This window comes from Dyadobacter sp. CY347 (assembly GCF_021502655.1).
Lineage (GTDB): Bacteria > Bacteroidota > Bacteroidia > Cytophagales > Spirosomataceae > Dyadobacter.
This window is the reverse complement of sequence record NZ_JAKFFT010000009.1, coordinates 128,684-147,996: the sequence shown is the minus strand read 5'-3', so window position 1 is coordinate 147,996 and position 19,313 is coordinate 128,684. Positions and strand designations below refer to the sequence as shown.

18 protein-coding genes and 1 tRNA gene are annotated in these 19,313 nt (G+C 40.0%); 7 read left to right on the top strand and 12 right to left on the bottom strand.

What is annotated here, in order from left to right; translation table 11 throughout:
- Window positions 1–105 precede the first annotated feature (105 nt).
- Together L0659_RS21550 and L0659_RS21545 are read left to right on the top strand one after the other, a co-directional pair.
- Window positions 106–1,389, top strand: coding sequence for a citrate synthase (locus L0659_RS21550; protein WP_235128648.1), 1,284 nt, complete (start codon window positions 106–108; stop codon window positions 1,387–1,389).
- Between the two features lie 76 nt (window positions 1,390–1,465).
- Entirely contained in the window at window positions 1,466–2,071 is a 606-nt protein-coding gene (locus L0659_RS21545; protein ID WP_235128647.1) for a hypothetical protein, read from the top strand.
- Here L0659_RS21545 and pdxH read toward each other — a convergent pair.
- Window positions 2,060–2,701 carry a pyridoxamine 5'-phosphate oxidase gene (gene pdxH, locus L0659_RS21540; protein WP_235128646.1) on the bottom strand — a complete coding sequence of 214 codons (642 nt, stop codon included), beginning with the start codon at window positions 2,699–2,701 and terminating at the stop codon, window positions 2,060–2,062. The two genes, L0659_RS21545 and pdxH, sit on opposite strands and share 12 nt — an antisense overlap.
- 106 nt (window positions 2,702–2,807) lie before the next feature.
- On the opposite strand from pdxH, the gene L0659_RS21535 reads away from it, so the two are divergent.
- The 3 genes from L0659_RS21535 to L0659_RS21525 all read left to right on the top strand — a co-directional run bounded on the left by L0659_RS21535 (window position 2,808) and on the right by L0659_RS21525 (window position 5,704).
- Complete coding sequence (locus L0659_RS21535; protein WP_235128645.1) at window positions 2,808–4,712, top strand: DUF349 domain-containing protein; 1,905 nt, start codon at window positions 2,808–2,810, stop codon at window positions 4,710–4,712.
- 115 nt (window positions 4,713–4,827) lie between these two features.
- Window positions 4,828–4,900 (top strand) — tRNA-Thr (locus L0659_RS21530).
- A gap of 519 nt (window positions 4,901–5,419) precedes the next feature.
- Window positions 5,420–5,704: a DUF5712 family protein gene (locus tag L0659_RS21525; RefSeq protein WP_235128644.1), complete on the top strand. Its 285-nt coding sequence runs from the start codon at window positions 5,420–5,422 to the stop codon at window positions 5,702–5,704.
- Between the two features lie 53 nt (window positions 5,705–5,757).
- On the opposite strand, the gene L0659_RS21520 is transcribed toward L0659_RS21525, so the two are convergent.
- Together L0659_RS21520 and L0659_RS21515 are read right to left on the bottom strand one after the other, a co-directional pair.
- Window positions 5,758–6,252, bottom strand: coding sequence for a hypothetical protein (locus tag L0659_RS21520; RefSeq protein WP_235128643.1), 495 nt, complete (start codon window positions 6,250–6,252; stop codon window positions 5,758–5,760).
- 312 nt (window positions 6,253–6,564) lie between these two features.
- Complete coding sequence (locus tag L0659_RS21515) at window positions 6,565–6,993, bottom strand: hypothetical protein (protein ID WP_235128642.1); 429 nt, start codon at window positions 6,991–6,993, stop codon at window positions 6,565–6,567.
- A 1,115-nt stretch (window positions 6,994–8,108) separates the two neighbouring features.
- Here L0659_RS21515 and L0659_RS21510 point away from each other — a divergent pair.
- Window positions 8,109–8,756, top strand: coding sequence for a hypothetical protein (locus L0659_RS21510; protein ID WP_235128641.1), 648 nt, complete (start codon window positions 8,109–8,111; stop codon window positions 8,754–8,756).
- A gap of 261 nt (window positions 8,757–9,017) precedes the next feature.
- Complete coding sequence (locus tag L0659_RS21505; RefSeq protein ID WP_235128640.1) at window positions 9,018–9,464, top strand: hypothetical protein; 447 nt, start codon at window positions 9,018–9,020, stop codon at window positions 9,462–9,464.
- A 1,271-nt stretch (window positions 9,465–10,735) separates the two neighbouring features.
- Here L0659_RS21505 and L0659_RS21500 read toward each other — a convergent pair.
- The 9 genes from L0659_RS21500 to L0659_RS21465 all read right to left on the bottom strand — a co-directional run bounded on the left by L0659_RS21500 (window position 10,736) and on the right by L0659_RS21465 (window position 19,303).
- Window positions 10,736–11,548: a hypothetical protein gene (locus L0659_RS21500; RefSeq protein WP_235128639.1), complete on the bottom strand. Its 813-nt coding sequence runs from the start codon at window positions 11,546–11,548 to the stop codon at window positions 10,736–10,738.
- A gap of 160 nt (window positions 11,549–11,708) precedes the next feature.
- The gene (locus L0659_RS26555; RefSeq protein WP_409019322.1) at window positions 11,709–11,864 is read right to left on the bottom strand and encodes a VOC family protein; all 156 of its coding nucleotides are present in this window, start codon (window positions 11,862–11,864) and stop codon (window positions 11,709–11,711) included.
- A 544-nt stretch (window positions 11,865–12,408) separates the two neighbouring features.
- The gene (locus L0659_RS21495) at window positions 12,409–13,287 is read right to left on the bottom strand and encodes an alpha/beta fold hydrolase (RefSeq protein WP_235128638.1); all 879 of its coding nucleotides are present in this window, start codon (window positions 13,285–13,287) and stop codon (window positions 12,409–12,411) included.
- A 46-nt stretch (window positions 13,288–13,333) separates the two neighbouring features.
- Entirely contained in the window at window positions 13,334–13,888 is a 555-nt protein-coding gene (locus L0659_RS21490) for a TetR/AcrR family transcriptional regulator (protein ID WP_235128637.1), read from the bottom strand.
- 466 nt (window positions 13,889–14,354) lie between these two features.
- Window positions 14,355–15,167 carry a prolipoprotein diacylglyceryl transferase gene (lgt, locus tag L0659_RS21485; RefSeq protein WP_235128636.1) on the bottom strand — a complete coding sequence of 271 codons (813 nt, stop codon included), beginning with the start codon at window positions 15,165–15,167 and terminating at the stop codon, window positions 14,355–14,357.
- 171 nt (window positions 15,168–15,338) lie between these two features.
- Window positions 15,339–15,833, bottom strand: a complete 495-nt coding sequence (locus tag L0659_RS21480) for an RNA polymerase sigma factor (protein WP_235128635.1) — start codon at window positions 15,831–15,833, stop codon at window positions 15,339–15,341.
- A 213-nt stretch (window positions 15,834–16,046) separates the two neighbouring features.
- Entirely contained in the window at window positions 16,047–17,183 is a 1,137-nt protein-coding gene (locus tag L0659_RS21475) for an alpha/beta fold hydrolase (protein WP_235128634.1), read from the bottom strand.
- Between the two features lie 1,330 nt (window positions 17,184–18,513).
- Window positions 18,514–19,008, bottom strand: coding sequence for a hypothetical protein (locus tag L0659_RS21470; RefSeq protein WP_235128633.1), 495 nt, complete (start codon window positions 19,006–19,008; stop codon window positions 18,514–18,516).
- A gap of 76 nt (window positions 19,009–19,084) precedes the next feature.
- Window positions 19,085–19,303: a hypothetical protein gene (locus L0659_RS21465; protein ID WP_235128632.1), complete on the bottom strand. Its 219-nt coding sequence runs from the start codon at window positions 19,301–19,303 to the stop codon at window positions 19,085–19,087.
- Window positions 19,304–19,313: the final 10 nt, after the last annotated feature.

The window sequence follows — 19,313 nt, the reverse complement described above, 5'->3', positions numbered from 1 at the left end:
TAATTTGTTGGATAAGTAAATCAGGAGCAAGGAAAATCTTTGGATTGCATTGATCGGATTTACCTTTATCTTGTCATTAACCTTTTTAATTTTATTCCCATTAATATGTCCCAAATAGCTGAATTAACCCTTGAAGGTAAGAAGTACGAGTTCCCCATTATAGAAGGAAGTGAACAGGAGAAAGCGATAGATATTGCCAAATTACGTGACCAGACAGGGTATATTACAATTGATGCAGGTTATAAAAATACAGGCGCAACAAAAAGCGCTATAACGTTTCTGGATGGAGAAGAGGGTATACTGAATTACAGGGGTTATTCAATTGAGGATCTGGCTGAAAAGTCGTCATTTTTGGAAGTAGCTTACCTGCTTATTTACGGTGAACTTCCTACTGCGAAGGAGTTTGAAGATTTTGAACATGCCATCAGGACGCACACCCTCGTGAATGAGGATATGCGTAAAATATTTGAAGGATTTCCGGTGAATGCGCACCCTATGGGCGTACTTTCGTCGCTGGTAAGCGCGATGAGCGCTTTTTATCCTGAGACTTTTGATACGAATTCTGAGGAAATTACGCAACTGCACATCATTCGTTTGCTTTCTAAATTGCCGACCATTGCAACCTGGTCATACAAAAAATCACAGGGGCATCCGGTAAATTATCCGCAGAATGACCTTGATTATTGTTCCAATTTCCTGAACATGATGTTTTCGCTTCCCGTAGCGAAATATAATGTGGATCCCGTCGTTTCGGCAGCATTGAACAAATTGCTGATCCTGCACGCAGACCATGAGCAAAATTGCTCTACTTCAACGGTAAGGCTTGTTGGATCGTCTCACGCGAACATTTATTCTTCGATTTCATCCGGTATCAGCGCACTCTGGGGCCCGCTTCACGGCGGCGCAAACCAGGAAGTGATCGAAATGCTGGAAGCGATCAAGAATGATGGCGGTGACACGCAGAAATACATTAATATGGCCAAAGACAAATCAAGTGGCTTCCGTTTGTTTGGTTTTGGACACCGCGTTTACAAAAACTTCGATCCGCGCGCCCGCATTATCAAAAAGGCAGCAGATGATGTTTTGAATAAACTGGGAATCAATGATCCTGTTTTGGAGATCGCGCAGAAATTGGAAAAAGCGGCTTTGGAAGATGAGTATTTCGTATCAAGAAAGCTTTATCCGAATGTGGATTTCTATTCTGGTATCATTTACCGTGCCTTGGGCATTCCTACGAATATGTTCACGGTCATGTTCGCAATCGGTCGTCTTCCGGGATGGATCGCACAATGGAAAGAAATGCGTGCGAATAAAGAGCCAATCGGTCGTCCGCGTCAGATCTATACAGGCGCTCCGAAAAGGGATTTTGTTCCAATGAACGAACGCTGATTAAAATAGAGTCAACACTTTCAATATCAAGAGATTGCTTGTAAATAGCAGTCTCTTTTTTGTTAAATAAAATACAATGCTGATAAAACAAAAACATCTTGATGGCATTATGTCCGGAAACATTTCACTGGCTTTCCGAAAGTGGAAAAAACTGTCTGTGAGGAAAGGAAGTCTGCTCAAAACGAGCATCGGGGTGATCAAAATTACGGATCTGACAGAGACAGATTTATCCAAAATAACAGATGATGATGCCAAACTTGCGGGTTATGACAGCGCACAAGCCATTATCAGCGAACTGGAAAAAGTCACTAATGGCGCCATTTACCGCATTGAACTCAGCTACGACAGCCCTGATCCACGGATTGATCTCAGACAAAAAGAACAGATTACGGACGAGGAGCTGGAAGTGTTGAAAGAAAAGTTGCTTAATCTGGACAAGTTCAGCAACCAGGGTAAATGGACCACCAAAGTGCTGAAAGCCATTCAGGAAAATCCAAAAATGACTGCTGCTGAACTTGCTACGAAGATTAATAAGGAAAAGGAATGGCTCAAAACGAATGTTAGGAAATTAAAAAACCTGGGTCTGACGATCAGTCATGAACCAGGTTATACGCTGTCGCCGCTAGGTGAATATGTTTTGAAATCGCTTCCTGAAAAGCCTCAGAAAGGCTCAGGGGTATAAACGTTCGATTTTCCAGCTGCCTTCATCCGATTTTTCGTAAACAAGCCGGTCGTGAAGGCGGCTGCTCCTTCCTTGCCAGAATTCGAAATAATGCGGTGTCACGCGGTAACCGCCCCAATGCGGCGGACGCGGCACTTCGGCACCTTCAAATTTTTGTTCCAACAGTCTGGTCCGTTCTTCCAGCTCAGCCCGGTTTTCAAGATGCTGACTTTGCGCCGAAGCCCAGGCGCCGATCTGGCTGCCGCGCGGGCGGACGGCGAAATATTCGGATGATTCCTGGTCCGTGGTTTTCTCAATGCTCCCTTCAATCCGGACCTGTCTTTCAAGCTCTTTCCAGAAAAACGTAACCGCCACAAACGGGTCCGATTCCATTTCCTTTGCTTTTTTGCTTTCGTAATTTGTAAAGAACGTAAAACCCGTCTGATCCAGGTCTTTCAGGAGCACAACCCTTGCCGAAGGACGGCCATTTGAAACCGTGCTCAGCAGCATTGCATTGGGCTCGACAACCGCTGCGGAAATGGCCTCATCAAACCATAATTTAAACTGTGTGAAGGGATTAGGGGCCAAATCCTGCTCGTCTAAACCCTTCAAATTATAATCCTGTCGTAATTTGGCAATATTATGGTCCATCAGGTGCTAATATGTTCAATGTTAAGAAACCAAAAGTAGCCATTTCAGAGGAAAGATTATTAGATTTGTAATCCATAAGAGACGTACGTACGAAACCAGAATCACGATGGCACAAGAACAACAAGAAGGGGTCAAAAGCGATGAGCAGGAAGACCTGACACAAAAGACTATTGACACCCTTGAGATTGATCTTAACAATGAGTTGACGGAAGAACATGAGGAGGAAGTGCCAGACGTGGATTACAGCCAGCTGTCTAAGGAACAGCTTGTCAATATTTTGGAAAATGAGTTGGCGTCTATCGATGCTGAAGGTTCAAAACCGGCTGCCTTGAAAAAAGCGGAATCCGTTGCGAGAGAAATCCGTCCGGTCCTTGATTCGATCAAACAAAAGGAGAAAGAAACAGCATTGGCAGCCTTTGTGGCTGAAAATGGTGGTGGAGAAGGATTTGAGTATAAATATGACGCAGAAACCCAGAAAATAGATTCGTTGAGCCGCGAGATCCGTGGTTTGAAGAACAGTTATTATCAGGGACAGGAAAAAGAGAAAGAGAAGAATTTTAATGTAAAAACGGCTCTTCTACAACGTCTGCGTACATTATTGGAAGATGAAGGCAGTAAAGAAACGGATGCTTCGGGACTAAAATCGAGCTGGGAGGAATTCAAGAAGATCCAGGAAGAGTGGAAACAGGCCGGTAACATTGCTTCTCCGCACAACGGAACGCTTTGGGCAACTTACAATGCGTTGATCGACCGCTATTTCAGCAACCGGAATATCTATTTCGAATTAAAAGAGCTGGATCGCCGCCGCAATGCTGAGCTGAAAGCAGAGCTTTGTGAAAAGGTTGAGGAGTTGGGCAAATCATTGGAAAACCGTCCGATGACGCGTGAGATCCTGAACGAGGCGAACCATATTTTTGAAGACTACAAACATCTTGGACCTGCTCCGAAAGAAGATCAGGAAAAGTTATGGCAGCGGTTTAAAGAAGCGCTGGACGTGCTTTATAATGCACAGCGCGGTCAGTTTGCCGAGCAGAAGAAGTCGATGCAGGAAAATTATGAGCAGAAGCTTAAAATCTACGAAGCAATAACGCCTTTCACGACTTACAACTCAGGCAGCATTAAAGAATGGAATGCCAAGACGAAAGAAATTATGGCGTTTCAGGATCAATGGGTTGCATTGAAGGGCATTATGCCGCGTGAGGAAGGAAAAGATCTGAGCAAAAAATTCTGGGCAGCTTTGAAGACTTTCTTCAATAATAAAGGAGAGTTTTTCCGTCAGCTGGAATCGAAACGCGAACAAAACCTGGAACTGAAAAATCAGCTCTGCGCGGAAGCGGAGGCTATTCTGGAAACAGGAGAAGACAATCCGTCGACGACTCAGAAGATCATTGAGCTTCAAAAACGCTGGAAAGGCATCGGACAGGTTCCTGAAAAATTCAAAGACACCATTTATGAGCGTTTCAAAAAAGCATGCGATGCATATTTTGATCAAAAACGCGCCAAGAATAAAGAGGTTGAAGAAGAATTTGAAGGCAACCTGAAAAAGAAAACTGATCTGATCGAGAGGATTGAAGCTGCGGCCAATAATAAGGACGAGTCTACATTGAATCTGCTGAGCGCGTTCAAGAGCGAATGGTCGTCCATAGGCTTCGTTCCTAAAAAGGACATGCAGACCATTCAGAAACGTTACATTGCTGCAATTAACACATACGTGAGCGCGATCGGCCAGCTTTCGAGCAAAGAGAAGGAGCAGGCGGTTCTGGAAAGCGAAGTTGAGCTGGTAAGGGATGGCGATAGCAGCCGTAATCTGTACAGAAAAGAAAGTGACATCCGCCGCAAGATCCAGCAACTTGAAAACGACATTGCACTTTGGCAGAATAACATTGAGTTCTTTGCGAAATCAAAAACTTCGGATCGCTTGAAAGCAGAATTTGAAAGAAAGATAAATAGTGCGCTGAGTCAGCTGAATGACTTGAAACACCAACTATCTATCATTCAGGAAGCTATATAATTTTCGAAAAAAAGTTTTAAAATTTTAGCGCTAAATGTTGCGCTGTATAGCCTTTCCTACTACTTTTGCACCATGATAACGGAATAACAAACGGTATCAGAGAGTAAGAAAAGAGGCCTCCATAGCTCAGCTGGTAGAGCAACTGACTTGTAATCAGTAGGTCGTTGGTTCGATCCCGACTGGGGGCTCTTGAAAATCAAGCACTTAGCATTAATTTGCTAAGTGCTTTTTGCTTTACTTGCAATAAAAGTTGCAATAGTTTTTTTAAGGAGAAGTTTTGTCGACCGGTCAGTTGTACGCATGCTGTTGATAATTGATATTGCGGCTGTCAATTTCTAAGACCCTAGAAAATTCACTCAATAGAATGACATCTCCGTTTGCGAGCTCGTCAAGGATCAGATCAATCTTATGGTCGCGCCAGGAAACTCTTCCGGAGACCCTCTACTTAACAAACTGGACTTTTCTAAATTATTCTCGTTGTCCAGGTGTAGTATGTCGGCTTTGTTCTTTTCAAGATCTTGGTCTAGTGTAAACTCACGTAATTATGAGCAATTTCGGTTGATTTCTGAGCGATTAGATGAAAACCTGATTCAAGTACTTATTTTATAATAATAGCAATGTAATACCACACCCTTTTCACTAAATACTCCTTACCATTTATACGAACGTTTATTGTATAATAAATTTGCACTTTACTCTCATCTAGCATGCATACTGGCCATAGCCAGAAGTTGAGCGGTGGACCGACTTGTTTCACGGAGTGCTGCAAGAAAACTTCTGACCAAACGTTTGGCTATGAACGTAAGCTAGCTGAACCCTTTCAATACCGCAAAGTAGTGCTGAACGCAACAGCGATTGAGCGCGCCGATATGATTGTGGCCGAGCGAAATCACCAGGCCAAACAAGCCAAAGAGCAGAGCCAGGCTTTCGAGCAGAACAAAAGGGAAAAGAAAGAGCTGGCGCAGCAACCGGAAATCAATGCCCAGCAGTAGCAGAAAAAGCCAGGTTTGGGCTTTGGAATGTAGAGTCCGACAGAATTTTAAATTTATTTCTTATTTAATAAGACAGTAAAAAACCGAACCCCTTCACCATTCAAATAGTCATACTTTACTTCCAATACCAGAACACCAGTTTCTCTTAACCTTCCTGTGATACTAACATCAGTGTTCCTTTTTTCACCTTGAAAAGTAGTCTCTTTGATTTCCTTAATTTCAAATGATCTTGTTGGTGTAATCTTGCCAAGGTTAAAGTTTTGGCTATTAGAACTACCTGTATTTATAAATGGGGAAAGCACATCACTTCTCTGTTGCAGTTGGGTTTGAATATCCAGACTAACTTCATTTTCGTTCAAACGAGAAACTTCAACCTCCCAACTATCTTGTGTGAGACTAGGAAACTGGGAATCTCCGTGAGCTAAAATTCCGTGATACTTTCCAACAAAAACACTAGATTGGTCTGCTTTAATTTCTTCTTTCTCAGTTTTGCAAGCCCAAAAGCAAGTTATGATAAGGATGGCAATATAAAATTTTTTGATAACCATATTCATAACGTTAAAAATTGTAGATAAATATTTAAAATTGAATATAATTAATTGATAGTAAGTGTTTTACGATTTGTAAGCTTATTAGTTGTTGTTTAAGCAAATTTACTATTTGATTCTAAATATATAACTATATTATCGCCTTAAAGTTCTATAAATCTTCCAGCAATTACGTCAGAAAATCATAACAAAACCCACAAACGGCGTATTGAGTTTTTATAACAGGTCTTATATTAAGTAAAATTGCTTGTCTTCATAGGTCATGCAGATCATCTGGAGGGGTTTTGGGTTTGGAATGTAAAAGCACACTCCCTAAGGCTTCATTCTAATGGAGGTTAAGTTAACAAAATATCCAAAATTAGTGCGACGCGTAGGGGTTGTCATGGCGCCGTAACAATCCTTACGTTTGTACGAGACTATGAGCTTTGTACCTTGCTTCTGATATTGCGCAGGTAACGAACCACATGGTACTAGAATATTTTCGCCGCCGATATATGATGAATCTTCAAAATCCCTGGGAGCAGTACTTAATATGTATGCATCTGGGCCTGTGTTACCATAAGGAGGATTGTTACCTTTAATTAGAACTACAACAGCTTCTGCATTTTTTATCTCTTTCCTACGTGTTTTAGTGTCACAATTGCAGGGACCAGCTTGTTTATCAGGGTCTTTGCATTGAATATTTAAAAAAACCATCAGGAAAGGTGCTAGTGTGAATCGTACTATTTTATTCAGATTCATAATATTCAAATTTCTTTTGAAATAAAGTAACTAGTATAGACGAGACCAAAATACGGTGGATAGGGTTGGAATAGATGAATAATTAGGGCTTTTATTATACTGTAATGATTTTTAATCAACCATTACATCAATTGAAGTAAAAAAATGCAAATGGCAACTCCTCTAATCACTGAAAAAAAACATAATAAAACCCAGGAAAGCCGCCGGTGAGTTTTTATACCCTTTTTATGTTAAATGAGAAAACACAGAACAAGAGGGTCAGGGAGGTTTTGAAAAAGTCCTTGGGATAGTACAAGAAGGCTGGACTTTTACTGGTGCGTTCTGACGAAGCAGCTGCACTATGTAAGTCGGGCTATGAAGCTTTTTATATTTGCCTTATAACTGGCTGACGATTAGAAAACGCTTAATACAGAGCCTAAAACGAAATCATGGATAAAATACTAAAAATTAGCCCATTAATTATTTTTATTATCGTCGTCTTTCCATTAGTCGTCGTCGATTTTGTTGAAGAGCAATTTATACGTTCATTACTTTATATTATTTATTATGTGATCCATTTCAGCTACTATATATTCACATATGATATCTGTCGAGATAAAGTTAAATTCGGAAGTGAAATAGGGTTTTTAATATCAACATTTTTCCTTTTAATTTTTTTCGGATCAATGACAATATTAGTTCAACCTGGTGAAAGCATCCACTTTACTGGTCTAGTAGGATCTTTGCTAACTTTGTGTCTGCTAATTTTTTTCTCGTATTCATTATACTTCCTTTCAGAATTACAGATTAGATATACCCTAGGTCCTAACAAGTTGAATACCTATCATCGCTTCTTAGTTGTAAGTATGTTTTTCTTTCTACCTATTGGAATTTGCTACCTTTTTCCAAAGCTGAAGCGTGCTCACCAAACCCATCAATTAAAGAACTTTTAGGAAGGGTTGACTGTATATAGATAAGTGATATCATAGAACCTCCATTTCATGAGACAGATTTATGTTAAATGACGAAACACAGAACAAGAGGGTCAGAGGGGTTTTCGCGAAGTTCTTGATTTTCTTCAAGGAAGTGGGACTTTTCATTCTTATCAGAGTAGCAACTCCCAAAAGATTCAAGTGATGACAAAAAGAGAATTTTTGAGGTATGAGGTCTTAAATTCCTTAAGTGTGAAACTAAGCTCTTTTGGATACAAAACATCAAAAGCAAATTTTGAATTTATTAAAAAGACCAATTTTGGATGGAACAAATATCAACTTGTCTTCTTAATTAGGGATGATGGCTGGGAGATTAAGTCAAGTTTGCTAATTCGTTTTGATACTATTGAGAATTTGTTTCATCAGATATCTGACTTCGAAAAGAAGTATCAGAAAGGAACACCAACTGTAGGCACATCAATTGAAGATTTAGAAAGATTATCATCTAATAGTCTTAGTTTTCAATTATCCAATGAATCTCAAATCAATGCTATTGTAAGTGATCTATTTGAATTGTTCAAAAATGTAGCAATACCTTTTTTTGAAGCATATAATGATCTGCAAGCATTAGACGAAAAACTAAACTCGAATCCAATGGATACATCGCTAACTGGTGACATTTTTAAAGGTATGAAAGCATTAATAATTGCAAAGTTGGTTAAACGCGAGAACTATGATGAGCTTGATAAGATTTACCACTCTTATTATAAATATTTCGCAAATGGATTCTATCTTTCTGGTTACCAAAAACTTAAAGAGTTGTTAAATTCAAACTTAACTCATTTGTGTTAAATGAGAAAACACAGAACAAGAGGGGCTTTGGCGTTTTGTGAAAGATCTTGGGATAGTACAAGGAGAACGCACTCTTCCCACTTGCTCCAGAACGCAACTTTATCAGTTAAACCATTTCTCCAAGCTAGGATCTATGAGAATAGCATCAATTCAGTCTATCTGAGTTATATAAGCAATATAAAAAAGAGCGTGGTTTTTTAGTATTATTACAACTTATGACGTCAACAGAGTGTCTCAGTTTAAACTACCTATTATTGAATCATGGAAAGTTTCCGACTCTCTTCCCGGATCAAGTCACGGCGCAAAACGTTCATTTATCTGACCCAGATTAAAATATCTCTTGCGCTTGTCCTGATATTACTCAATGCAGGATGCAAAAAAGACAAAGTCGATCCAAAACAGCAAATTCTCGGCAAATGGGAGGAATTCTATCTTGGTAATGGAGAATACCAACCTCCTATTGTTAATCCGCCTGCCTCCTGGCACTTTCTCCCTGATAGTGTGCTGCTGGAATATGAATACGCTACAAAAAGAACAATAAAAAGAAAATACTGGATTGATACCCTGCTAAATATCGGAACTACTTATAATGACGGATATCAATTGAGATTTTATTACACGGCTAAGTTTTATGCTGATACAATGGAGCTTCAAGCAGAAAATAGTTCACCTATATTCTCTATCTCAAAATGGAAACGAATCAAATAAGCTACGAATAATGGCCCTATGATCTATCGCAGATAACGTCCGATCCGTGCGACTGTTTTAAATCATGATCAGCAGGGATGAGTGTCTCACGTCCGAGCGTTTTCTGAGATTGCGCGTAGGTTTTGCTGATCAGTTAAATCTATACAATATTAAATTTATTTATATATTGACTGGATTTTGGTTCTATGAAACTTGCGATCCCCCTTATACTCTGCATATTTCTGTTTGACATTAACCGTTCACTTGGACAAGAAATAATTGATCCTGTTAAAATATCATACTTTGTAATCAAAAGGCAGTCGCCATATGTAAGCCTTCCTAGCGACCTAGGTGGTAAGTCTGTCAATGGATACGCAGCAGTCCAAATTTCTGTGAATGACTTAGGCAGGCTATTGTATACAGAAGTGCTAGCGATAAAAGTTAAAGGGAAGATTAACTTAAATTACCAACAGCATATTTCAGAAAGAACTGATACTGTCAAACAATTCGAACGCTTCCTTCAAAAGCATGTATCGGAGAAAATTGAGATTATAAAGACGGAAATACTTTCACCACCCAAGATAACAAAAATGGAATTTCTAATCAGATTCAGATGATGTATCGAACCGGAAGGTTCGCCAAGCAATACTTAATACAGGTATCTGTACAGATTTGACTGTATTCAGGATTTGTCGCAAGAAACGTCCGTTTTAAGTTACTAGTTGATGGGTCAACTTACTATACATTTAGTTATATCATAAATGTCTTGTTTCACCATCTCAAATATCAATGTTGCAGATCTGTACCTATGACTGAATTAGTGAGACAACCGCTAAGGCCAGTTATTTTCAACATTGCTTAACTGACAGTGTAGAACCTAACTCGTGGCGGAATTCAACAATATGAAGCTTGAAGCACTCGGTGAGCAAAATGGGAGGGAGGCTGCGAGGGTAAAAGGAAGGATCTTCTATGCAACCAAAAGAATTTTATGATAAAGAGAAAAAATAAAAGAGCAGATAAGGTATTGCGATACATGCAATGAAGATCCGGAACACTACCCCGATTGTAATTTTCATCTCCCAATTTATACGTATCATTATTACACAAAAAAAGATGAAGAAGATAAGTCCCCACAACATCTCATGTACGAAGCTGAATGGGTAGGACGGTAATATCCATGAGGTGAATTCTACCATCGACAACCATCCGACAGCAGATCCTGCTAAAAGACTGAGGACATGTCGAAATGCATAAGGTCTTTGCTCCATAAGATCCAAGGTATGACTTACAAGCTAGCGCTTAATTTCCATTTTATGGACTGCTGGTGTCCATTTGTCATAACCAACCAATTGCCAATTAATAAAGCGTAAAAGGTCTTCTGCTATTCGGGGAGGAGCAATGGATTTAAGATATTTGCGCTTACCATTAGAATAAACGATCAATGTTTTAACTGGTGAATCGGCTCCCTTAACATCTATAAATCTTAATGAGCGTAAACTGCAGTTTTGTAATTGACAAATTAACTCGTTGAACGTTTCATCATTCAACACTGCTGAATAACTGCCGGTTGCCAAAGTAACTTTGTAGTCTTCATCTGTATTTGTATAATTCATGTAAGCATGTCTGGTGCTATCAACCTCTAACTCAATGGTTGGCCCACTCCAAATCGCTTGGTAGAACAGTCTTTCAAAAACTAATGTTTTGTCAACAATGAGCTCCTTCCTTCTCAAACGGATAATGGGACGATCCTGAAAATACTTTTTTGAGAATTCGGAAACGGGTTTAACCACAAGAGCTGAGTCGTTTACACTGACAATTTTCAAATCACAGCGATCAGTATATTCAACCTTGAAATTTGTTGCAGAAGTAGTGTACGTCTGTTGAAAGCTTAATGTGTCGCCTAAAATGTACAGCTCAAAACGATCTTCATTTAACAGCTTATTGGCTAGATAATTATTGGAGGTTTGACCTGTGTCTAGAATTTCAATCAGATCTTGTTCTGCGCTGATCCAGGTGCCCTTTAACTCTCTGGATTGAGCAAATGAAATATCACCAGAAAAAGCTATTATGGTTATTAGCAAGGCAACTAAAAAATGTTGTATCATCGATTCCATCGTTTACCTGTTGCCAAATATATAATTAAATTATATATTTGGCAACAGGTCTTTTTGAAAAACATAGCCCTAAATTGCTAGTAGCGACAACCTAATAGCTGTCGATAATATAGAAGGGGAAGTGTCAATAGCCCAAACTGTATTAGTCTGCTTATAAGGTGGCAGGCGTAAAGAAATTCACAAGGTTTCCATCAAGATCACGAAACAGCATTGAGCGGTTGCCCCATGGCATTGTCGTTGGTGTCTGAAAAATATTATCTCCCAGGAATTCTTTAAGATTATGAAATTCAGCATCGACGTCATCCACATGAAACTCCAGTATTACGGAGTAATTTGAAGCCGGTTTCGCAAGATGAGCTCCTCCGAAAAGTTTTAAGGTGCGGTACTGCCTATCGCTATTATGAAAGATGAAGAACGCAACTCTGCAAAATCTTCCGTATGCTGGGTAACCGGCAAACCTGTAACTCTTTCATAAAAAGCGATTAGAGGGTTAATGTTTGCGGTAATAATTCTAATGGATGTAAATTTCATAAAACTGAATATTTTGTTTTCGTCATTCCAAAGGTATTTAGCGGCGATGACAGCTGTATGTCAGCTGCATGACTACAACTTCATTTTTGTGCAGATCACCTTGATTGGGTGTGGATTTTAGAATTGTGTGCACTGTTTTGACAGAGATATTTGTAGTGATGGGTTCATTTAAACAGTGGTTTTTCCGTACTCTTGGACACCTCGGTTTTCACTGATTTTATTGGTTCATACCAATATGCTTCAACAATAACCTGCAGATTCCACTCTACCGATTATGATAAATGATACTGAACCCCTAATACAGTAGTCCCTTCCCTGTGTTACCCGTTAAGAAATCTGATCATCAGTTCAGCTACCTCCGTAGGGCTTTCTTCAACAAGGAAATGGCCGGTTTTGGGTATTGTATGCCATTGATAGTGCTCAGCAATTATTTGCAGTCCAGCTTCGAGCATATTATTCCCTTCGCCTGCGATGCCCAGAACCGGCATTGATAATTTCTGATAACCTTTACTATCAATAGCATCTTGCGGAAAGCTCTGGTACCACTTGTTGGCAGCCCGGATATTACCGATCTGGTTGTAAGATGCCGCATACACCAAACGGTCGTACTCTGTTATAGAACTTTTATCAAAGCTCAGATTATCAAACATATAATCCAGTAAAATATGGCTTCGGTTTTCAAGCAACTCTTCTGGTAAATCCTGAACCTGATTAAATGCAATCCACCAGGGATAGAATGCGCCAGCTGGATAGCCCGCTGGCGCAAGCATTGGAATACGATGAATGTTCTCGTCGATGGGAACCGTGTCTAAAAAAACTGCTTTTGCGGTAATCTCAGCAAACTGAGCGGCGAAACTATGGACAATGGTGGTGCTGATATCATGTCCGGCTATATAGACCTTTTCGAATTTGTACCTCTTTACCAGCTCATAGATATCCAGGGCCATATTTTTCTTGTCATAACCAGTTTCCGGCTTAGCGGAAGTGCCCATGCCCCGGACATCAACGGCAATAACCTGAAAATGCTGCGCCAGGATCGGCATAATCTTACTGAAAGCCCACCAGGTCTGCGGCCAACCTGGAAGCAGCAGCAAAGGGTGGCCACTGCCACCTTCCACAACATGTAAAGGTGTACCATTCACGTCCAGATATTTATTCTCAAAACCCGGAAGTCCCCGGATCAGCTCTTGATCACTCATGTTGTATGTATTGTTTTAAGAAATATTCTAATTCATCAACGTTCAATTACAAACCAATGCTTTTGCTAAAGGAATACCACGCAAAAGCTTTAATATCGTTTTGAGCAACATCGCCTGAGTTGCTTACATTGATTGTATTAGTGATCATGCTGCCAAATAAGGCAAAAATCCAGGCTATTGAGAGCTGTTGGTTGACCAGGCCGTTTTGCTGAAGGGAAGCAATCACTTTGAACCACTTGGCCTTGATGGAGTCGTATGTGCCGTTTTTCTCATCCTGCGTTACATCGCCATATGCAGTATGTCCATAAATCTTATCTAAAAATGCATACTTGGCACCACAATCTATTCCGGCATACAGCATCAATTCAAGTTGTTTTGCAGGGTCGCTTGAAGCTTGATAAGCCACTGTCATAGCCTGTTGGCAAGTCGTCATCATCTCAGCTTTGCAACACGCAATCAGTGCTTGTCGATTGCCAAAGTACAGGTGCAGCGTCCGCCGGTGTATCCCTGCTTTTTCCGCAACCATATCCAGCGAAGCTGAATAGTCTGTATTAAAAACCGTAATGGCGGACTCCACGATTTGTACCTTGGTATCTTTCATAGCACAAATGTAAGATTAATTTCACATAAATGTGAAATATAGCATTTTTAACATTGTTTAGAAAACATAATCAGGTGCAACCATTGAGCTATTAATCCGCTTTCCTGACCTAGGAATATAAGCAGACTTCTTACAACTGAGTTGTCTGGTATAATTACTATGGCCCGTCCTGAATATTGGCACCTACATCCACTCTCAGTGAACTCTAGAATTTTTGTGCAAAAAAGCTTGATGCTTTTATTGGAGATCTGATTCTAGGCCCATCAGGTATATAATAAAACGAACGAATCTTTACACAATCGGCAATCATCCAATCTCTTTATACATAGCCTGGGTTCATTCAAACCGTCGTTAAAACGAACTATCGACGCGTCTCGTTTTATGCCATATTATTGACAAGAAAATAGAAATTGTACAGTTAATGAAACTTGATATACGTTAAATAGAGCACGTCCTTCGTCTGCATTCACTTATGAATAGGCTTGTTGATACGAATAGTGATAATGAGCAAACCAAGTAGAATGAATGGAATGCTAAGTATTTGACCCATATTGATTATCATGTCATTTTCAAACGCTTCCTGATTTTCTTTAAAGAACTCATCTATAAAGCGGAAGGAGAAAAGGATTGATATCATTATGCCAAACAGAACTCCATTGCTCCATTGATGCCGTTTGCGGTGCCATAAATAAAAGATAAGGCCGAATATTAAACCACAATAAACCGCTTCGTACAACTGAGCCGGGTGTCTTGGAATATTATCAATATTGTTGAAGACAAATGCCCAAGGCATATTACTAGGTACTCCGATCATTTCCGAATTCATTAGATTTCCTAATCGTATGAATGCCCCGCATAATGGGACTACGATAGCAATCCGGTCTAAGAGCCAAAGGAAATCCATTTTTTTTCGCCTGGCGAAAATGAAGGCCGAAGTGATCAAGCCAATCCCGCCTCCATGGCTAGCTAGTCCTGCTAGACCGGTAAAATGAAATGAAGGAGTTAAGGAGACAGGCAAAATCTCGATCGGATGCTGCCAGTAATGCAGGGGGTCATAAAACAAAATGTGCCCTAACCGTGCGCCAACCAAGGTGCCAATAATTAAATACAGGGTAAGTTCATCGACTTCTTTGGGTTGACGCTTCTCTATTTTAAAGATATAACCTGCAACAGCAATGCTCAGGAAGATCCCAATTGCCCAAAAAACACCATACCAACGCGGCACAGTTGACCAAGAGAATACTTCTGGCTCAACATCCCATATTATGTAACTTAGCATTAACAGGTTTGACAAAAGATAAGTAAGAATACAAAAGACGATGCGTTGTAAAGCAGCCGTCGAGCTTTCTGTTGTTTGTCATGATCCGGAAGTATTGCAAACAGAATTTCTTCTTCAGAGATCAGCTGATCTTCCAAATTCATTTTTTGTTGCTTCCAGGCATTTTGTAACCTACTGTTGTTCATTGTGATAGCGGTCTTTAAGTTTGTGTTTTATTCGGTTCAGCCTTGTGCTTATATTAGTTGCAGTTAGATCAAGTATGACCGCAATTTCCTTATTGGAATATCCTTCAACCAAAAGAATAATAATAGCCCTGTCACAATCCTCAAGGGTGTTAACCAACCAGGAAAATTCCTGGGTAAAATCTGCCGTTCCATCGGCGCCGGAAGTAATATGATCAAGATGCAGTTGTGATAATGGTTCATTTGCAACCAGGTTGTGATCCTTTTTCCTTTTGGCTAAAATGGTATTAAGAGCCACCTTGTAAATCCAGGTACTGATTTTTGACTCTCCTCGAAACGTTGGAAAGGAACGCCACAGCTGTAAAATGACATCTTGCCTGGCATCTTTAAAATCATCAGATTTGGGAAAGTATGTCTTGCAGATACCGTTAATAATACCGGTATGATCCTGGATGGTTCTGATAAAATCTTTTTCAAAGGACATAGATTCTGCGGCTTCAAAGCTATTTCAACTATTAGTATGCTTACAGTAAAGATTTGTCACAGACTCGCTGTTTTTTTTATTCATTTTCCATTTAAAAGAAAAAAAGTAGCTGCGCCCGGTGCTAGGCAGCAAACCTTTCTTACTTGTTTAAGACCTTACTGCGAGAAAGTGGCCTTCTATTTTGTGAATTAAGTGGTTGTGCTTTCTTTAAATTTATGAATGTGTTATTTGAAGTATCCAGGTTGTCATTTCTGTCAAGGCCAGGGGACAAAATGTTTCGGCTGTCTTGTAATATTCTTCAGGGCCACCGGTCTTAGAGTTATGGAACAAATGGTTTAAGTTGGGTAATTCGACTAGTTTCACATTCTTGTTTCCGCTTTTTTTAGTGGCTCTCATTATACCCCTGAAATGTTCCCGTGGGGGTACCTGGTAGTCCTTCTCTCCGATTAATGCCAGAATAGGGCACGCTACTTTTTCAAGCGTCGGTATCGGATTCCATTTCACCAAAAATTGGGTCCACACTGATGAAAAGTTCTTTATCACTATGGTTCGCGATTGTGCAAGCGAAGCGCTATCCGATGTGAATGCAGATAAACTGTCGAGATTTGCGTTGACATAGTACTTCAACTTTTGTTGTAAAATAGTCCGGTCATTGGATTGCTTAACGATCTTCAATGCACCACCGAATACCGTTTGTGCGTGCTGGATTCGCGTTTCGGGGTATTTCCGGATGCGTTGGAGAGCAGCCATTTGTAATAATATGGAAGAATCGCCCGGCATTCCCGGGCCAGCGAGCATGATGATGAATGCTACGTCCTTTGAACGAGCAGCAACAATGGGCGCAATCAAACCTCCTTCGCTGTGGCCGGCAAGTCCAATTTTTACGGGATTGATTTCTCTTCTTGTTTTTAGATAGCTTATTGCACTTTCTGCATCGTCTGCAAAATCTGCCGAAGTAGCCGATAGATAGTCACCTTGTGATAGCTTGACACCCCGGTCGTCGAATCTCAGAACTACAATTCCGTTTCGTGTCAGGTGATCGGCGATAACCATGAAGGGCTTGTGTCCCATAGATTCCACGTTCCGGTCGCTCGGACCGCCACCACTAATTAAGATAACAGCAGGAAAATTGCCCTCGCGCGCGGGCATAGTCAGGGTACCTGCAAGCTTAATCCCAGCTTTCGGATTTTCAAATGTAATATACTCCTGATAGTATGGGAAAGGCGGTTTAGGCTCCTGAGGCATAGAAGTCGCACTTTCTTCTGTAAAAATTGATCGGTAGAATAAGAAAACAAATACGGCTATCATCAATATGATGGCCATAAATTCGAATGAATGCGGTCTTTTCATACTGAGAACCAGATTATGTAATTAGAAAGAAGTTACATAATCTGGTTTACTGCTAGAAAAAAGGAAACAGGAGGAGACCTGGAAATGAGGTGTGCGATTTTGTAACCGCTTTAAGCTGTGTAAAAATTCGAACGAATTTTTACACGATCTACCATCATACCAATCTCTTTATACACAGCCCGGTTCATTCAAACCATGGTTAAATGTAAACCAACGTTTGTTTTATAATAGATTAGCACTTTATTGTCACCAGGGAAGCAACGCAGTGCACAGCCAGAAATTCGGGCAATATGACCGGCGGGATTTTACAGAGTGCTGAAAGAAAACTTTTGACCAAACGTTAGGCTATGAACGTGAGTCAGCGAAACCTTCCAATACCGGAGAACAATACTGAACGGAACAGTGATGGAACGTGCCGATACGATTGTGGCTGGTCGGAGGTATCAGGCCTGGCAAGCCAAAGAGTAAAGCCAGGCTGTCGAGTAGAACAAAGGGAAAAGAAAGAGCTAGCGTGGCAGCCGTAAATTAAACGCAAGCATGAGAGGCAGAAAACACCAAGCTTTAAATATGGCTTGTATTTCAAAGAAGAAAAGAACTACTAATTGTTTTACGAACTCTAAACGGCTAATGTCTTTTTTTATAGAAAAGTAACGGCAATTTTCATGTACCCGAAGATTGAATTCTTAGTCGGGTGATACTTTATAAATAGCGAATCAGACCTAATACTCTCTAAATTAAGTATTTGTGAAAATTCATTTCCTGTGTCAGGGACAAAAAATGTAGTTTTTTGTAAAAGTGTATCTGTCGAAAAACTAATGACGGATGTATCCGAAAACATTCCTTTAAGAGTGATCGTAGCATTATAGTATTTTTTTCGATTTGCTATTGAAAAAATAGTATCTCGACTAGAATCTATTAAATTGACAGACTCGGTCGTAGATAATCTACTTTCTTTAAAACCGCTACAAGAAATAGTGCTGGTTAAAATAATGAGTATTAATACTGCTTTAACAGCTACGACCTTTGTTCTTTTCATTAGACATTGTGGAAAGACACTTTAAACAGACGTATATGTAACCGTTTTTTGTAAAACGTTAAAATGCTGCAAGTATTTCAAAAAAGCATACACTCTTCGTTAATTTGAAGTGCCAAAGTCTTTTGTCAACGCTAACTATGACAAAACAGCAAACGGCTTGTTGCTGCATTGCCGTTTCTATAGCCCTTTTTATGTTAAGTGACGGAACAAAGAACAAGGAGGCAAGCGGCGTTTTGCGAAAGTTCTTTGAATCGTGCAAGGTTCTGGTAGCCTTCCTTTTAGGAGCTAGATAACTCAATTCCCACTAGGAGGAAAAAAAATTATTTTGGGTTTTGGCAAATAGAAGGTTGGATAAAACCATGGACCACCCCCATCTTTATACTTAGTCACTTTGCCTTGACTTTTTACATAAGTCCAAGCCATATCACCAATCTGTGCATTTTTGAAATTAATTTCCGTTGTATCTAACGGGATATTTTCTAAAAATTCTTCTGAGCCATCATAGTAAAAAAAAGGAGTGTTAGCTATGACGATTAGCCTTCTCTTGGGATTCTCCGTAAAATATCTTCTGTACGAAGATCTTGTTTGAATGGTTATGATTGTGCTGTCAGGTAGGATCTTGTCTATTGTGATTTCATTTAAAGCATCTTGACAATTAGTCTCTTTTATAAATTCTTTAACAAAGTTTACTAATGAGCTATCTAGCTTAATAGATGAGTTATTTATTTCATATTCTGGCTGTTTAGAACAAGCGCAGATTACAAATACCAAAAGGGTTAGAACCTTCATATTATATTTTCAATGATTATTGAGAGCTATACTTGAACATTGGGCTATCTAAGAAGTAGCAATGTAGTTTAATTTATCACAGTAAACGTCCGTTTCTTAGGACCAGCGCCGGCCGTGATCGGACTGGCAGAAGGGCGTAAAAAGTGTCATTTTGATAGCCGCCCTGAGTTGGTGAGACACCCGATACTTTTCCCATTGGTTCCTGGTCGGCCGCTGCACCAGGTGAAGCGCTTCTTCTTTTCCCTTCCGGCTTATCTCTCCATGGCAGCTTTACCGACGCGGACCCTAATCGCATTGCAGTACTT

Coding starts and splice junctions, on each gene's coding strand:
- L0659_RS21475 (WP_235128634.1), bottom strand. CDS start 17,183: ATGAAAAGACCGCATTCATTCGAATTTATGGCCATCATATTGATGATA.
- L0659_RS21525 (WP_235128644.1), top strand. CDS start 5,420: ATGCATACTGGCCATAGCCAGAAGTTGAGCGGTGGACCGACTTGTTTC.
- L0659_RS21465 (WP_235128632.1), bottom strand. CDS start 19,303: ATGCGATTAGGGTCCGCGTCGGTAAAGCTGCCATGGAGAGATAAGCCG.
- L0659_RS21550 (WP_235128648.1), top strand. CDS start 106: ATGTCCCAAATAGCTGAATTAACCCTTGAAGGTAAGAAGTACGAGTTC.
- L0659_RS21535 (WP_235128645.1), top strand. CDS start 2,808: ATGGCACAAGAACAACAAGAAGGGGTCAAAAGCGATGAGCAGGAAGAC.
- L0659_RS21480 (WP_235128635.1), bottom strand. CDS start 15,833: ATGTCCTTTGAAAAAGATTTTATCAGAACCATCCAGGATCATACCGGT.
- L0659_RS21515 (WP_235128642.1), bottom strand. CDS start 6,993: ATGAATCTGAATAAAATAGTACGATTCACACTAGCACCTTTCCTGATG.
- pdxH (WP_235128646.1), bottom strand. CDS start 2,701: ATGGACCATAATATTGCCAAATTACGACAGGATTATAATTTGAAGGGT.
- L0659_RS21505 (WP_235128640.1), top strand. CDS start 9,018: ATGGAAAGTTTCCGACTCTCTTCCCGGATCAAGTCACGGCGCAAAACG.
- L0659_RS21470 (WP_235128633.1), bottom strand. CDS start 19,008: ATGAAGGTTCTAACCCTTTTGGTATTTGTAATCTGCGCTTGTTCTAAA.
- lgt (WP_235128636.1), bottom strand. CDS start 15,167: ATGCTAAGTTACATAATATGGGATGTTGAGCCAGAAGTATTCTCTTGG.
- L0659_RS21500 (WP_235128639.1), bottom strand. CDS start 11,548: ATGATACAACATTTTTTAGTTGCCTTGCTAATAACCATAATAGCTTTT.
- L0659_RS21495 (WP_235128638.1), bottom strand. CDS start 13,287: ATGAGTGATCAAGAGCTGATCCGGGGACTTCCGGGTTTTGAGAATAAA.
- L0659_RS21545 (WP_235128647.1), top strand. CDS start 1,466: ATGCTGATAAAACAAAAACATCTTGATGGCATTATGTCCGGAAACATT.
- L0659_RS21510 (WP_235128641.1), top strand. CDS start 8,109: ATGACAAAAAGAGAATTTTTGAGGTATGAGGTCTTAAATTCCTTAAGT.
- L0659_RS21520 (WP_235128643.1), bottom strand. CDS start 6,252: ATGGTTATCAAAAAATTTTATATTGCCATCCTTATCATAACTTGCTTT.
- L0659_RS21490 (WP_235128637.1), bottom strand. CDS start 13,888: ATGAAAGATACCAAGGTACAAATCGTGGAGTCCGCCATTACGGTTTTT.